This window comes from Litorimonas cladophorae, from assembly GCF_014652455.1.
Taxonomy (GTDB): domain Bacteria; phylum Pseudomonadota; class Alphaproteobacteria; order Caulobacterales; family Maricaulaceae; genus Litorimonas; species Litorimonas cladophorae.
This window is the reverse complement of record NZ_BMYV01000001.1, coordinates 1,357,662-1,373,117: the sequence shown is the minus strand read 5'-3', so window position 1 is coordinate 1,373,117 and position 15,456 is coordinate 1,357,662. Positions and strand designations below refer to the sequence as shown.

General features: G+C 51.2%; 16 protein-coding genes and 1 tRNA gene. 11 read left to right on the top strand and 6 right to left on the bottom strand.

Annotated elements, in window-relative coordinates:
- Nucleotides 1-96: 96 nt before the first annotated feature.
- A tRNA-Ser gene (locus IE073_RS06555) sits at nt 97-183 on the bottom strand.
- 150 nt (nt 184-333) lie between these two features.
- Here IE073_RS06555 and IE073_RS06550 point away from each other — a divergent pair.
- Nucleotides 334-840, top strand: coding sequence for a DUF2141 domain-containing protein (locus IE073_RS06550; protein WP_189582951.1), 507 nt, complete (start codon nt 334-336; stop codon nt 838-840).
- Nucleotides 841-964: 124 nt separating this feature from the next.
- Nucleotides 965-1,495: a GNAT family N-acetyltransferase gene (locus IE073_RS06545; RefSeq protein ID WP_189582948.1), complete on the top strand. Its 531-nt coding sequence runs from the start codon at nt 965-967 to the stop codon at nt 1,493-1,495.
- Nucleotides 1,496-1,530: 35 nt separating this feature from the next.
- Here IE073_RS06545 and IE073_RS06540 read toward each other — a convergent pair whose 3' ends face one another.
- Nucleotides 1,531-2,247, bottom strand: coding sequence for a LytTR family DNA-binding domain-containing protein (locus tag IE073_RS06540; RefSeq protein WP_189582944.1), 717 nt, complete (start codon nt 2,245-2,247; stop codon nt 1,531-1,533).
- 152 nt (nt 2,248-2,399) lie between these two features.
- Between IE073_RS06540 and IE073_RS06535 the strand changes: the two genes are divergently transcribed.
- The 9 genes from IE073_RS06535 (at nt 2,400) to lpdA (ending at nt 12,627) form a co-directional block, all read left to right on the top strand.
- On the top strand, nt 2,400-2,792 hold the full coding sequence (locus IE073_RS06535; RefSeq protein ID WP_189582941.1) for a DUF2306 domain-containing protein: 393 nt from the start codon (nt 2,400-2,402) through the stop codon (nt 2,790-2,792).
- A 105-nt stretch (nt 2,793-2,897) separates the two neighbouring features.
- On the top strand, nt 2,898-4,091 hold the full coding sequence (sucC, locus tag IE073_RS06530) for an ADP-forming succinate--CoA ligase subunit beta (protein WP_189582938.1): 1,194 nt from the start codon (nt 2,898-2,900) through the stop codon (nt 4,089-4,091).
- 3 nt (nt 4,092-4,094) lie between these two features.
- Nucleotides 4,095-4,442, top strand: coding sequence for a hypothetical protein (locus IE073_RS06525; protein WP_189582935.1), 348 nt, complete (start codon nt 4,095-4,097; stop codon nt 4,440-4,442).
- Nucleotides 4,442-5,326 carry a succinate--CoA ligase subunit alpha gene (gene sucD, locus IE073_RS06520; protein WP_189582932.1) on the top strand — a complete coding sequence of 295 codons (885 nt, stop codon included), beginning with the start codon at nt 4,442-4,444 and terminating at the stop codon, nt 5,324-5,326. The genes IE073_RS06525 and sucD overlap by 1 nt, the downstream gene beginning before the upstream one ends.
- 204 nt (nt 5,327-5,530) lie before the next feature.
- Nucleotides 5,531-8,491: a 2-oxoglutarate dehydrogenase E1 component gene (locus IE073_RS06515; protein ID WP_189582929.1), complete on the top strand. Its 2,961-nt coding sequence runs from the start codon at nt 5,531-5,533 to the stop codon at nt 8,489-8,491.
- Nucleotides 8,492-8,500: 9 nt separating this feature from the next.
- A complete protein-coding gene (odhB, locus tag IE073_RS06510) occupies nt 8,501-10,057 on the top strand; it encodes a 2-oxoglutarate dehydrogenase complex dihydrolipoyllysine-residue succinyltransferase (protein ID WP_189582927.1) in 1,557 nt (518 codons plus the stop codon).
- A gap of 83 nt (nt 10,058-10,140) precedes the next feature.
- Nucleotides 10,141-10,626, top strand: a complete 486-nt coding sequence (locus IE073_RS06505) for a hypothetical protein (protein WP_189582924.1) — start codon at nt 10,141-10,143, stop codon at nt 10,624-10,626.
- A gap of 53 nt (nt 10,627-10,679) precedes the next feature.
- Nucleotides 10,680-11,132, top strand: coding sequence for a hypothetical protein (locus IE073_RS06500; RefSeq protein ID WP_189582921.1), 453 nt, complete (start codon nt 10,680-10,682; stop codon nt 11,130-11,132).
- A 109-nt stretch (nt 11,133-11,241) separates the two neighbouring features.
- A complete protein-coding gene (gene lpdA / locus IE073_RS06495; protein ID WP_189582919.1) occupies nt 11,242-12,627 on the top strand; it encodes a dihydrolipoyl dehydrogenase in 1,386 nt (461 codons plus the stop codon).
- Nucleotides 12,628-12,696: 69 nt separating this feature from the next.
- Here the strand turns inward: lpdA and IE073_RS06490 are convergent, their stop codons facing one another.
- Genes IE073_RS06490 through IE073_RS06475 form a run of 4 tightly spaced genes read right to left on the bottom strand, consistent with a single transcriptional unit; the run spans nt 12,697 to nt 15,410 of the window.
- Nucleotides 12,697-13,803 (bottom strand): NADH:flavin oxidoreductase, encoded by a 1,107-nt coding sequence (locus tag IE073_RS06490; protein WP_189582917.1) that lies wholly within the window; start codon nt 13,801-13,803, stop codon nt 12,697-12,699.
- A 53-nt stretch (nt 13,804-13,856) separates the two neighbouring features.
- The gene (locus IE073_RS06485) at nt 13,857-14,177 is read right to left on the bottom strand and encodes a winged helix-turn-helix domain-containing protein (RefSeq protein WP_189582915.1); all 321 of its coding nucleotides are present in this window, start codon (nt 14,175-14,177) and stop codon (nt 13,857-13,859) included.
- A 1-nt stretch (nt 14,178) separates the two neighbouring features.
- Nucleotides 14,179-14,787: a hypothetical protein gene (locus tag IE073_RS06480; RefSeq protein WP_189582913.1), complete on the bottom strand. Its 609-nt coding sequence runs from the start codon at nt 14,785-14,787 to the stop codon at nt 14,179-14,181.
- Entirely contained in the window at nt 14,784-15,410 is a 627-nt protein-coding gene (locus IE073_RS06475) for a DUF7010 family protein (protein ID WP_189582911.1), read from the bottom strand. Before IE073_RS06475 ends, IE073_RS06480 begins: the two co-directional genes overlap by 4 nt.
- Nucleotides 15,411-15,456: the final 46 nt, after the last annotated feature.

Here is a 15,456-nt window from a genome sequence, read left to right as displayed (position 1 = left end):
GCTTCGCTTGCGCCGCCCGTCGCTTTGCGGCGTGAGTCAAAATAGCACTACAGCCCCTTCGCTGCGCTTCGGAGCGGGTATTTTGACTAGTCACGGAAGACGGGAAGGGATTCGAACCCCCGATGGGCTTGCACCCATACTGGATTTCGAATCCAGCGCTTTCAACCACTCAGCCACCCGTCCGTGCCGTGTCAGTTCTCGTAAGAGAGAGCGGCGGATAAAACTGTGGACGCAGAAGGGCAAGGGGAAATTACAACAAGCCTGCACGTTAGAAAGAAAAGAAAAAACTTCACGCGAGTTGGAACAAATATTTAGCTGAAATGTTTAGCTGATATGGAAACTCCGTCGCCTCATAAGAAACTTGCTCAGCGCGCAACCCATTTTGCCGCAACACTTGCCTTATCTATGGCAACATTTCAGTTGGGCACAGCGCTTCCCGACGCAGCAAAGACACCCTCTGAAACTGCCAGCGAAGTGTCGCAACTGGTCTTGAACGTGACGGGCTACGACACGCGAAGCGGTAAAATACTGGTCGCTCTGTATAATCAAGCGCAGGCCTTTGATGAAGAAGCCCGGCCCTTCCGCGACGCTAAAGTGAAAGTGAACGGGGCTGAAACTGTCGTTATCTTTGAGAACATACCTTCGGGCGAATATGCGTACAAACTCTACCATGATGAAAATGGAAACAATGAATTAGACCTCAACGGTTTAGGAATGCCTTCGGAAGATTACGCCTTTTCCCGAGACGCCTCTGATCCATTTTCTGCGCCAGAGTGGGGCGAGAGCAAATTCAGCCTTCCCGCTGGGAAGACGTCTCAGGATATCTCTTTGGGCGACTAACGCTTCAAACCCATGGTCCGGTCAGTCCCCTTTCCCATCTGACCCGACCCGAACCCTGTTTCCTTTCCCCGAGGAAACAGGGTTCCTTATTTTCGGCACCCCGATTTGGTGTTACAAAATCAGAATGACCTTTATTCTTGAAACCGAACGTCTCGTACTTCGCCACATTGATCCGATAACCGATTTTGAGCCTTGGGCGGCTTGCTTTGGTGATCCGGATGTCATGGCGGGATTAGGCGGGGGGGCAGGATTGAACCGGGCGCAAGCGTGGCGGAACATGGCCTCTTGCATTGGGCATCAATCTATTCGCGGCTACGGATTTTATTCCGTTATCGAAAAGTCTTCAGGGCAATGGGTGGGCCGCGTGGGTCACTGGAACCCAGAAGGTTGGCCAGAACCTGAAGTTGGCTGGACGATCTACAAACCATATTGGCGCAAGGGGTTCGCCACTGAGGCGGCGCGGGCGTGTCTGGATTATGCCTTCAATGAGCTGGGCTGGCCGCGCGCGGTCCACACCATCGCTAAGGACAATGTTGCGAGTATTAAAACAGCGGAACGCCTCGGCTCCGCATTGCTATATGAGATCCCAAATATCCCTGCTATTTCAGATGATCCTCACTATGTTTACGGACAATCAAACCCAAAACTAACTTAGTCGGAATAAGTGAGGCTATACCCGCGAGGTTAGGGTCAGACCCAATTGGCGTCTCTCACGCGCTTGGCGCCTTCGCGGCTCACGGGGACTTCTGTACCTGACTTTAGCATTATCCGAAGCTTGCCGTTAGATTTGGAAACAGCTTCAACACCGGCTTCCGCGACCCACCAACTTCGATGGGGTTTCAAGCCAGAAAGCGGCGCCGCCAAATCTTCTGCATCGCTCAGGCGCATTAGCAGCATATGCTCACCAGCCGCAGAGTGAATGCGAACGTAGTGATCCTCAGAACTGATCGCGTACAGATCTGCGCCGCGGAACTTTGGAGGGAGCCGGTCCAACAGCGCGGGTCGCGTGTCTATCTCGGTGAGAGGTTTAGGGTCACGCGAGGCCAATTCGCCAACGCTCGTAATGACAATTGCGACCACCCAAATATAGAATAGCGTGAGCGCCGTGCCTATCGGTGCAGCTTGTGGAAACATTGAAACAACAAAGGGGGTGACCGCCGCCGTCGCGCCAACAGATTGAAATAGGGTCCGTGTTGGTAATGAATGATCGGGGAACTTTTTTTCCAAAAAGACGCGAACCCCCATCGCGCCCAAGCCACCCGCAAGGGTCAGACCGATCCAATAGATTAGGCGAAAGACGATTGAAAAATTATCAGTTCCAAACGGCGCAAGAATGCTCAGGACTAGCCCTGCTAATACTGGGGTGATCAAACCGCGAGCGACGCGAAGTCCAAGAATCTGTCGCATTATCGGTAATTCAAGCCTGTCATTCACGCATCGTGAACGGGAGCGCCGCGATTTTCAAGTCGGTTGGCGAAGGGAAGCCGCAAATTTGCGTAATGACGCTGGTTGAGAGGCTGTCGTTAAGGTTGGGTGTTTCTGTCGCAAAGGAGAACAAAATGAATACCGAATATTTCACTCAAGCCAGCCTTGCTATTCAGATACATATTCTGGTGGCGGTCGGCGCGTTTTTTCTGGGTGCGTATCTGCTGCTTCGCCGTAAAGGCACTAAGGCTCACAAAATGGCAGGGCGCATTTTCGGTGTTCTCATGATCGCAACGGCGATCTCCGCAATATTTATTCGGCAGCTCAATAATGGGTCCTTCTCATTTATCCATATCTTCGTGCCGATCACCTTTGTTGGCTTGTACCAACTTGTTTCCGCAATACGGAAAGGCGACGTTAAGCGTCATCGCCGTCACGTGCTGAACATGTATTTCGGCGCTCTTATGATCCCAGGCCTGCTGTCATTTTTGCCAGGGCGGACCATGTGGATGCTCTTCTTCGCATAATAGCACTATAAATTGGTCTAAAGGGGGTATCTGGGCGGTTGCGACATGTGCAGGGGGCGCTATAAAGCCCCGCACTTTCGATCAATTCCGCAAAATGGAACTTCCATGAATATCCACGAATATCAGGGCAAAGCTGTCCTTAAATCCATCGGCGCCCCCGTTAGCGAAGGCATAGCGATCTTCAATGCCTCGGAAGCGCGCGCAGCCGCTGAGAAGCTTGGCGGGCCGCTTTGGGTCGTAAAATCTCAAATTCACGCTGGTGGGCGCGGTAAAGGTACATTCATCGGCGCTCCAAAAGACGCCAAGGGCGGCGTGCGTCTTGCGTTCTCCGTTGACGAAGTCGTCAAGAACGCTGAAGAAATGCTCGGCGCATATCTTGTCACAGCGCAAACCTCTGATGAAGGTAAGCAAGTTAACCGTCTTTACATTGAGCATGGCTCCGACATTGACCGCGAGCTCTATCTCTCGATCATTATCAATCGCGAAACTTCGCGCGTGTCTTTTATCGTCTCCACTGAAGGCGGCATGGACATCGAAGCTGTCGCCCATGACACTCCCGAGAAAGTCATCAACTTTGACATTGATCCAGCGACAGGTTGGATGCCGCATCACGGCCGTACGCTCTCCAAAGCGCTGGACCTCAAAGGTGATCTGGCGAAACAAGCGAGCAAGCTCGGCAAAATCCTATATGAAGGGTTCCTCGCTAAAGACATGGCGATGCTCGAAATTAACCCGCTGATCGTCACTGAAGACCAACGTCTTCACTGTCTTGATGCGAAAATCAGCTTCGACGACAATGCTCTTTTCCGTCATCTGGATATCGCAGAACTCCGCGATGAAACAGAAGAAGACGAAAAAGAAATCGAAGCCGCAAAATACGACCTCTCCTATGTTGCCCTTGATGGCAATATTGGCTGTATGGTTAACGGTGCGGGCCTTGCGATGTCGACAATGGACATCATCAAACTTTACGGCGCAGAGCCAGCCAACTTCCTTGATGTTGGGGGCGGTGCTACGAAAGAGAATATTGTCGCCGCTTTCAAAATTTTGACGTCTGACGACAAAGTTGAAGGTATTTTGATCAACATCTTTGGCGGTATCATGAAATGTGACATCATCGCCCAAGGTACAGTCGATGCCGTGAAAGAAGTTGGTCTTAAAGTTCCGCTCGTCGTGCGCCTAGAAGGCACGAATGTGGAAGCCGGTAAGGCCATCATCAATAACTCTGGTCTGAACGTGATTGCTGCGGATGACCTAGACGATGCCGCGCAGAAAATTGTTGCAGCGGTGAAAGGCTAATCGATGAAGCGCTTGGCAGCATTTTTTGCGTTGCTGCTGGTGGCTTGTCAGTCACCAGAGGGCTCACAATACAAAAGCGTAGCTGGTGAAGCCTGTGAGGCTGCATTCAAGTCGCTTTCAATCAGTGAAAAAGTGGACGGTCATTTGATGGTTTCGTACAAGATGCGTGATGGGGCTCAATTTGCCTATTCACGGCCAGACAATGCCACAGGTGAAATCAGTGCTGTCTGTACCGTCAATGTTTACGAGCAGAAAATCGAAAAATTATTAATAGACACAAAATCAGAGAATGAAGAGAAAGTACGCAAAGACTTTACCTCGCAAATCTCGCAAGAACTGAGGACATTCTAATGTCAGTATTAATCAACAAAGACACTAAAGTTATCACCCAAGGAATGACCGGTAAAACTGGCACGTTCCATACGGAACAGGCCATGGAATATGGCACGAGAATGGTCGGCGGCGTAACACCGGGTAAAGGCGGAACGACGCATTTAGGTCTTCCGAATTTCGACACAGTTGCTGAAGCGAAACATGCGACTGGCGCTACGGCGACAGTTGTTTATGTTCCGCCACGTTTCGCGGCGGATTCCATTTTGGAAGCTATCGACGCGGAAATGGAACTCATCATCGCGATTACAGAAGGTATTCCTGTCTCAGACATGATCCCTGTTAAACGTGCACTCGTTGGGTCTAAATCTCGTTTGATTGGTCCAAACTGTCCGGGCGTCCTCACCCCAGAAGAGTGCAAAATCGGCATTATGCCCGGTAAAATCTTTAAAAAAGGCACATGTGGCGTCGTCTCACGCTCTGGCACTCTGACATATGAAGCTGTGTTCCAGACCACTCAGGTCGGTCTTGGCCAAACGACAGCTATCGGCATCGGTGGTGACCCGATCAACGGTACGAACTTCATCGATTGCCTTGAGCTCTTCCTGCATGACGACGAAACGAAGCAGATCATCATGATCGGCGAAATCGGCGGTTCTGCAGAAGAAGAGGCAGCTGAATATATCGCCCATATGGCCAAAAAAGGTATTTCCAAACCAATGGTCGGCTTCATCGCTGGCCGTACAGCGCCTCCAGGACGCACAATGGGCCATGCTGGCGCGATTGTCTCTGGCGGCAAAGGCGGCGCAGAAGACAAGATCGAAGCTATGGAAAAAGCCGGCATTCGCGTGTCTGCTTCCCCCGCTAAGCTCGGTGTCACAATGATGGACGTTCTTAACGGCTAGGGCTGCTGCTTATCTTTAAATTTGGCCGCTTGGTGCAAATCGTGGAAACGCGATCTGCACGAGGCGGCTTTTTGCGTATTTTGACACATTTTCTTGCGTGATACGTATTTGACTCATCAAACCCGAAATCTGCCGATGACACTGTGTTTCGACACTGCTACAGCAAACATCGCATTTACCGCCAGCAGGCAAGGCTAATACAGCATGACCGAGCGTTCTGACCAGAACCAAAACCTTCTCGATACACTCTTCCTAGACGGTGGAAACGCCGCCTATTTAGAGCAGATGCAGGCGCAATATGCCGCCGATCCATCCAGTGTAGATCCTTCATTTCGGGCTTATTTCGCTTCACTCGGTGAAGACCAAGCCAATGCAAGAAAAAATGCTGACGGTCCGTCTTGGAAACGTCCAGCCTATACATCAGACCCGACACCTGAATTGACATCAGCCTTGACTGGGGATTGGGGCGATACGCCTTCGGTCGTTGAAACTAAGGTCAAAGCCGCCAATCCTAATTTGTCCAACGCCGATGCCAAGCAAGCCGCTAAAGACTCGCTGGCCGCGCTGATGATGATCCGCGCCTATCGCGTGCGAGGGCATTTGATTGCCAATCTCGACCCATTAGGTTTGAAAGTGCCAGATGTTCATCCTGAGCTTGACCCTAAAACTTATGGTTTTGAGGCCGCCGACATGGATCGTGAGATCTTTATCGATGGTGTTCTGGGGCTCGAATATGCCACCCTCGGCACGATACTTGAGATATTGAAACGGACGTATTGCGAAACGCTGGGCGTTCAATTCATGCAAGTGTCTGACCCAGAAGAAAAAGCTTGGATCCAAGAGCGTCTCGAAGGGCCGGAAAAAGAGATTAGTTTCTCCAAGGAAGGTCGCCTCGCGATCTTACAGAAATTGGTTGAAGGCGAGACCTTTGAACAGCTGATTCACAAGCGCTACCCTGGTACCAAACGCTTCGGTATCGACGGTGCTGAGAGCTTGCTGCCCGCTTTGGAGCAAATCATTAAGCGCGGCGGACAGCTGGGCCTGAAGGATATTAACTTCGGTATGCCACATCGTGGCCGTCTTAACGTGATGGCATCGGTTATGCAGAAGCCGTACTCCGCGATTTTCTACGAATTTCTCGGCGGTGTGGCATCCGGCGGTGAGGATTTCGGATCGGGCGACGTAAAATACCATCTCGGCGTTTCGGATGACCGCGAGTTTGACGGAAATAAAGTCCATCTCTCGCTGGCACCAAACCCGTCTCATTTGGAAGTGGTTGCGCCGGTTGTCATGGGCAAAACGCGCGCGAAACAGCAAATGGCGTCTGGTACCTACCAGTCTCACAAACCTGAAGAGGTCATGGCTGTCATTCTTCATGGTGACTCTGCTTTTGCAGGGCAGGGCGTTGTCATGGAAAGCTTCCAGCTTAGCCAACTCGTCGGTTACCGGACTGGCGGGACAATCCATGTTATCGTCAATAACCAAATTGGTTTCACCACGACGCCAGACGAGTATCGTTCAGGTCAATATTGCTCCGACGTTGCCTTCATGGTCGAAGCGCCAGTATTCCACGTAAACGGTGATGATCCGGAAGCTGTTGTCTTTGCGGCCAGAGTTGCGACAGAGTATCGTCAAAAGTTCGGGAAAGACGTTGTTCTCGATATCATTTGTTATCGCCGCTACGGGCATAATGAAGGCGATGATCCATCGTTTACCCAACCCCTTATGTATCAAGCGATCGACAATCGTCCGACGACTCGGAAGATCTATGCAGACCGTCTTATCGCTCAGGGCGACCTGACGGAAGCCGAAGCCCAAAAACGCATGGATGATTTCTATGCTAAATTGGACAAAGACTTCGAAGATGCCAAATCCTACACAACGAAACAGCCTGATTGGCTGAAGGGTGTTTGGCAGGGCATGGCTTTGCCGACTGAAAAAGACGGCAAGCGAGGCGGAAATACCGCGGTGGAAATCGCGCGATTAAAAGACATCGGTACGTCTATCACCCGAACTCCGAATTCTTTGAATATGCATCGCACGCTCAAACGGATTATCAAGGCGCGCGCTGATAAGATCGCACGCGGTGCTGATATTGATTGGGGTTTAGCGGAACATCTCGCTTTTGGGACGTTGATCACAGAAGGTCATCCTGTTCGACTGTCGGGTCAAGATTCAGAGCGCGGGACGTTTTCTCAGCGTCAATCCAATTTCATCGACCAAAAAACGGAAGAGAAATATACGCCGCTAAACAAGATCAGCCCCGATCAAGAATATTATCAAGTCTTGAACTCGCATTTGTCGGAAGAGGCAGTTCTTGGATTTGAATATGGATTTTCGGCGGCCGCGCCAGAGGCCCTCACGATTTGGGAAGCCCAGTTCGGTGATTTCGCCAATGGTGCTCAGGTCATGGTTGACCAATTCATCAGCTCTGCTGAACAAAAGTGGTTGCGCATGTCGGGTCTCGTGATGCTCTTGCCGCATGGTTACGAGGGGCAAGGTCCCGAGCATTCATCTGCACGTCTTGAGCGTTACCTTCAAATGTGTGCGGAAGATAACATGCAGGTCACGAATATCTCGACACCTGCAAATTATTTTCATGCGCTACGTCGTCAGGTGAAACGAAAGTTTCGTAAGCCGCTCATCAATATGAGCCCGAAATCTCTGCTGCGTCACAAGCTTTGCGTCTCTACATTTGAAGAAATGGGGCCCGGTAGTGAGTTCCATCGCTTGCTCTGGGATGATGCGCATTACAAACCCGAAGTCAGCCAAATCAAACTAGCGGCAGACAGCAAAATCAAACGGGTTATTCTCTGCTCAGGCAAGGTCTATTACGACTTGTTTGAAGAGCGCGAGAAGAACGGCAGAAACGATATCTATCTCTTACGGGTTGAGCAATTTTATCCCTACCCAGATGACGCGATGCAATTAGAACTCAAGCGCTTCAAAAATGCGGACATTGTTTGGTGTCAGGAAGAGCCCAAAAATATGGGCGCTTGGAGCTTTATTGAGCCCTTCATCGAACAGAGCCTGATTGCAATCGGTGCGAAAAACACGCGCGCCCGATACGTTGGACGCGCTGCGGCCGCATCAACAGCGACTGGAATCAGTACGAAACATAAGAAAGAGCAGCAAGCCATCCTCGATGGCGCATTTGCGAAGTAGGACCTGAAAATGACCGACATCACAATTCCAAACGTAGGCGAAAGCGTCAGCGAAGTTACCATCGCTCAGTGGTTCAAGGCCGTGGGTGATACCGTCAAAAAAGATGAGCCATTAGTTGAACTCGAAACGGATAAGGCTGCGCAAGAACTCGTTTCGCCCGCCGATGGTGTATTGGAGGAAATTCTGGTCGCTGAAGGTGAAAATGCTGAGATCGGGAAGCTGATCGCGCGTCTGGGGTCTGGTTCTGGCGCAAAAGCTGCTGACAAGGGCGACGCTGAGGTCAAAGCCCAAACAGAGGCGCCAAGTTCAGATAAATCGACGGGTGCAGGCGCAGGGCTCGACATCGTTGTGCCGAATGTTGGCGAAAGTGTTAGCGAAGTCACGGTGGCCAGCTGGATGGTCGGCGTCGGCGATGCGGTTGAGAAAGATCAGCCGATTGTTGAGCTGGAAACAGACAAGGCAGCCCAAGAACTTGTCGCGCCGCGTTCTGGTGTCATCACTGTAATCGTGAAGGCCGAAGGTGACATTGCGCTCGTTGGGGACGTTCTAGCTCGTCTTGGCGAAAGTGATTCTGATCCAATTTCGTCGTCGCCTGCCAAATCAGCTGGTGGTGAAGGCGGCGCTGGCGGCAAGCTTCCAGACGTGCCGCCAACGAACACAGGCTCTCTACCAAACGAAGGTGTTGCAATGCCTGCGGCAGCAAAAATTATCCGTGAAAGCGGTTTAGATGCATCTGCCATTTCCGGAACCGGCAAAGGTGGGCGGATCACGAAGGCTGACGCTCTTGCAGCCAAAGCTAATCCACCGAAAGCTCCTGCTGGGGCAAAACCAGTGCCTGCTGCGCCTAAAGCTCCACGCAATGATGGGCCGCGGGAAGATCGCGTACGGATGACGCGTATTCGCCAGACAATTGCGCGCCGTCTTAAGGACGCGCAAAATACGGCCGCGATGCTCACGACGTATAATGAAGCGGATATGACCGCGATCATGGATATGCGCAGTCAATACAAAGAGTTATTCATCAAGCGTCACGGCGTGAAACTTGGATTTATGTCCTTCTTCGTGAAGGCTTGTGTGCAAGCTCTGAAAGACGTTCCGAGCGTCAATGCCGAGATCGATGGCACAGATATAATCTATAAGAATTTCTACGATATCAGCATCGCTGTTGGTACGGAAAAAGGTCTTGTTGTTCCGGTCTTGCGAGATTGTGATGAACTTTCCTTGGGTGGCATTGAAAAAGGCATCGGTGCTTTGGGGGCCAAAGCTCGCGATGGTCAATTGTCGATGGATGATATGTCCGGCGGTACCTTCACCATTTCCAATGGCGGCGTGTATGGTTCGCTGATGTCTTCACCTATTTTGAACCCCCCTCAGTCGGGTATTTTGGGCATGCATAAAATCCAAAAGCGTCCTGTGGTGATCAATGACGAGATGGTCATTCGCCCAATGATGTATTTGGCGCTGTCCTACGACCATCGCATTGTCGATGGCAAAGAGGCTGTGACCTTCCTTGTGCGCGTCAAGGAATGCTTGGAAGATCCAGAGCGCATGCTTCTCGACCTTTAAGCCTTTGTTAGGCTTGGTTCTAAAACCAAGCCTAATACTTTCCTGCGATAGCTTCCTCCACATCTGTGTTGGGAGAGACAGTAATGACGACGCAAGCGACGGTAACGTCAGGAATGGGTATCAAGGCTCCAGAAAAACGCGGGTCTGCGTTAGAGCAACGGATGCTGGGCATCATGGCGGCCTTCGCCGTTACCTGGGGTTTGCTCTGCATTATTGGATTCACGCTAGGCCAAATTGCAACCCCTCAAGAATTGGCGGCGCAATACACGCCACAGCAACTCGCTTATATGGACGCCACGCCTGCGTGGGTCGCGTTCTCAAAAGCCATGACGGCGATCGGGCTGCTTTGCGGCGCCGTCTATCTACTTCTGCGTAAAAAAAGCGCTTATCACTGGTTCATGATTTCTCTCGTAGGTACGTTGATTACGATGTTTGATTCCATCTTGCGCGATGGGTTTCATGTCTTGGGCGGTATCGATACGGGCGTTAACTTGGGCATGGTTATTGTCGGTGTCTTTTTGTTCTGGGCCTCATATTCAGCGTTCTACGAAGGACAACTTTCAGACTAATTGGACAACTGCGACATTTTGGCGTATATTCTCCCTTAAATGGGGAGAACTAAATGTCTGAAGATCACACAAAAATACACTCTGCAAAGCCGCCGATTTGGTTCTGGATCGTCAGCATATTGTTTGTAATTTGGAACTTATTTGGGGTTAGCAATTACCTCATGGCAGTGATGGCAACGCCCGAAAGCCTAGCCAAACAAAATTATGAACCCGACCAAATAGAATTCCTTCTAGGCATGCCCGCGCTCTATGCGGCGGTATTTGCCTTGGCCGTCTGGTCAGGCTTGTTGGCTGCAGTGCTTTTAATTCTACGTCGGCGTTTGGCTGTTCCCGTATATTTTGTCAGCGTCGGCTTCGTCGTTCTTAGCTTTATCTTGGATTATACTGGCGGAACTTTCCGCGTATTGGGGAATGCTTATTTGGGCATTATGAGCTTTGTCACGATCATGGCGGTGATCGAATATATGTTTGCCCGACTTTCCCGCCGTCGGGGGTGGCTGCGATAAACGCGCTAAGGTAAAACTTGCCCAATTTCCTTCGATTGCCGCGTTGAAATTCATCCACGACGCGCTTATCTAACGGGGACGATAGACACCTCCCTGACAGGAAAATCCCATGGCAGAAGAATATGACGTTATCATTATTGGTGGCGGACCCGGCGGTTATAATTGCGCAATCAGATGCGGGCAGCTTGGGCTAAAGGTCGCGTGTATTGAAACGCGCAAGACCCTCGGCGGGACATGTTTGAATGTCGGCTGTATTCCATCCAAGGCTCTACTGCATGCAACCGCGCTATATGAAACAGCTCAGAAGGACTTTCCGTCCATGGGCATGAAGGCCACAGTTGAAGCCGACATTCCAGCAATGATTGAGAGCAAAGACAAAGTTGTAAAAGGTCTGACGCAAGGCATCGAATATTTGTTTAAGAAGAACAATGTCGAACACATCACCGGTTTCGGTAAGATCAAAGCCAAAGGCGAAGTTGAAGTCGACGGAAAAGTCTACAAAACTAAAAATATCGTGATTGCGACAGGATCTGAAGTCGCGAATCTTCCTGGTGTCGAGATTGACGAGAAAACCATCGTTTCCTCGACGGGGGCTTTGGAGCTCCAAGAGGTGCCTGAAAATCTTCTCGTCATTGGCGGCGGTGTCATTGGCCTAGAACTCGGTTCTGTTTGGCGTCGGCTCGGCGCAAATGTGACAGTCGTTGAGTACATGCCCTCCATCATGGTGAATTCTGACAAAGAAATTCAAAAGGCCGCGCTTCGCATGTTTAAAAAGCAAGGCGTGAAATTTGAACTTTCTCGCAAGGTCATGGGCGTTGAAAAATCCAAATCGGGTTTGACGGTGAAAACCGAAGCCGCCGACGGTGGAAAGCCAAAAGATATCGCGGCAGATGTCGTTTTGGTTTGCATCGGACGTAATGCCTTCACGAAGGGTTTAGGCCTCGAGAACGTCGGTATCGAAACAGACAAACGCGGGAAAATTCCTCAAGATCATTGGAAGACCTCCGTCGACGGCATTTGGGCGATCGGAGACGTTATTGACGGTCCGATGTTGGCGCATAAGGCCGAAGAAGAGGGCGCTGCGGTGGCCGAATGCATCGCAGGGCAGTCGGGTCATGTGAACTTTAATGTCATCCCTGATGTTGTCTACACGCACCCAGAAATCGCAAGCGTTGGCCAAACTGAAGAGCAACTCAAAGAAGCTGGTGTGCCTTTCAAATCTGGGAAATTTCCTTTCACTGCAAACTCAAGAGCGCGCTGTAATCATGAAGCTGAGGGATTTGTGAAAATCCTAGCGCACGCCGAAACGGACGAAATTCTTGGGGCTCATATTTTGGGTCCCCTCGCCGGTGACCTAATTCATGAGGTGGCGGTTGCAATGGAGTTTAAAGCGGCCAGCGAAGACCTTGCGCGGACTTGTCATGCGCATCCGACAGTGTCTGAAGCAGTACGTCAGGCAGCGATGGACGTCGAAGGCTGGGCAATGCAAATGTGATTGGGACAATATCCCATTTAAGATAAGACGCGTTCAAACCCCGCCATTTCTGGCGGGGTTTTTTGTTTTCTAATAAAGTGTTGCGAGGGCTTTGCCGTCATAACTCCTGAGTTCGTCGAAACGACCTTCTTTGACTTTTGTGGCCCATTCCGGATCTTGCAAAAGTGCGCGGCCGACGGCGACAAGGTCAAATTCGCCCTTATCCAGACGTTCAAACAACTCGTCCAATGAGGCAGCGGGAGCCCCTTTGCCTTGGAAGGCTTCAAAAAAATCGCCATTTAGGCCCACTGAACCTACGGTGATTGTCGGCAAACCTGTGAGCTTTTTCGCCCATCCAGCCAGGTTGAGATGCGCATTTTCATCCTGTTCTGGAAATTCTGGCTCCCAGAAACGACGCTGCGAACAATGCAATACATCCACACCAGCATCAGCAAATACATTGAGGAAGGACTCTAGTTTTTGCGGCGTGTCTGCCAGACGTGCTGTGTAGTCCTGCTGCTTCCATTGCGAGAACCGTAGGATGATCGGCATGTCTTCGCCGATTGCTTTGCGGCATTCTCGAATAATCTCCGCGGCAAATGTCGCGCGGTCTTCGAGCCCGCCGCCATATTTATCTTCGCGTTGGTTCATGACATCCCAGAAAAATTGGTCGATCAAGTAACCATGTGCGCCATGAATTTCGATCGCGTCGAACCCCAGCTCTTTTGCGTAGCCTGCCGAGCGGGCATAGCTATTGACCATATCGGCAACGTCTTCGTCCGTGGGGGCGGCTGAGACAGATTTGCCTGTATGGGTTAGACCGGATGGGCTGTCGGATTTGGCGTCGGGATTATGACCCGTGCCGGGTTTGCGCACCATGCCTACGTGCCAAAGCTGCGGCGCGATCTTGCCGGGGGTTTTCGCAACGGCGTCCGCAACAGCTTTCCAACCCGCCAAGGACTCATCGCCATAGAATTTAGGGTAGTTCGGATCATTGCCAGAACCCGGACGATCGACGACCGTGCCTTCGGTGACGATTAGGCCGACATTGTTTTCGGCTCGACGTCGGTAATATTCGACAACATTTTCACCGGGCACGCCATTGGGTGAAAAACTTCGGGTCATTGGCGCCATAACGACTCGATTGGGCATTGTCATACCGCGAACGGTAAATGGCGTGAAAAGGGTATTCGACATGCGTGAGCTCCTGAATTTTGCAGACCCAGACATGGGGCCTAGGCCTGCAAATCTCAACCATCCGAAATCGAATGACCGAGGAGCGTTTTCATCGCCTCCAAATAAGCAATCCAGGCTTTTCTGCCATCGGATGTGAGATGCACCAAGGTTTGAGGGCGCTTGCCCTTATATCCTTTTTCTTGGCGGACATATCCGGCCGTTTCTAGCTTCGTCAGATGGGTTGATAAATTTCCATTGGTCGCGCCTGTTTTGTCGATGAGTTCGGGAAAGCTGGCTGGGTTGACGGCGGACAGATAGGCCATCACGCCGAGGCGAAGGCGCCCATGAATGACGTCATCCACGGCGTCCAAATCGATATTTGGCGTATCAGCCATTTTAGGCCGCCTTCCGAATAGAGAGAAGCGATGGGATGATAATTGTAACGACTGAACCGAGAGCTGCGATGAGGTATACGACGTCATTACCGTAAAAACTCATTGTGATGGCAGCGAGGGTGAACCCACTGAACGCTGCGAAGTGCAGCCAATTGTGCCCTGTCATTTTGGCCGTAACGCCATATGCTAAGCCTTGCCCTGCGAAGCCGAAAATCAAGATCAATGTCCAGAGTTCATGTGTTCCAGCGCTTAATAGCAGGTTGATAAAGACGCCGACTGCAAGGGAAGCCATGGCAGCGGTGAACATTATCCAGACATATTGCTCGACTCGGTTTGCGGTTGAAGATGCGCCTGCACGTTTGCTCACTTTCCGACCCAGGATGACCGAGCCAGCCCCGCCGATAATGGCAAACCCAATCCAGAGGATAGCGAAGGACCACATGGGGATCGCCAGAACTTGCGTGAGAATGAGGTAGTGAAGGGTGAAGGTCGCTGTCAGCAATACACCCCACATCAAACCGATCGGCCCGCCGACCAAAGGCATGTCTTCGCCTGCGCGTGCAATGCGACTGGCGTTTTCGAGGTCTGAGAGAAGGTCGTTCGATGTCATGATAAAGCTCCAGATAGGGGTGTAAGGGATTTAGACTTCAATCTTGCGACATCGAAATAGATGGCCGCGATTGTGAGAATATAGGTGGCGGCAACTGCGAGCGGGATGAGGATTAAAATCTGTTCTCGTGCAGTGAACCAGACAAGTAATGTTAAACCGGCGCGCAAGATAGAATGGGCCGAGAAGAGCGCGGTGCGATTATAGCTCCATCCGATCACTGGCCAGTGAATGGACATGCCGATAGCTAAAATCGGCACGACCAATTCTGGTGAAGCGCTTTTGATGGCCATGACCAACATGGGCCAGAATAGGAGCATGCCGATAAATGTTGGCAATAAGACATCGCCCACGGCGGATTTGTCGGACATGAACTTATTCTTCATCAGCGCGGCCAAGAGCAGCGCCAAAGGGAAGATCGCGCCCGACAAGGGTAGCGCTAATCCAGCCCATCCCTCTAGACCTGTGCGCGTCCCGACATAGGCCAGGGCGAGCCAATAGATGGCGCCCGCCATTGGAATGGGCACGCCGCCGTTTAGGCGAATATATTGCGCCAAGCGATGTTCCGCCAAGCGCGCCTTTAGTTCGGTGAGTTCGGGTGGCACCCCGATCTTTTCCTTTTTCATTGATGTCTCCTAAATTTTCGATTTTCACTTCAATTTCAAAATAGGT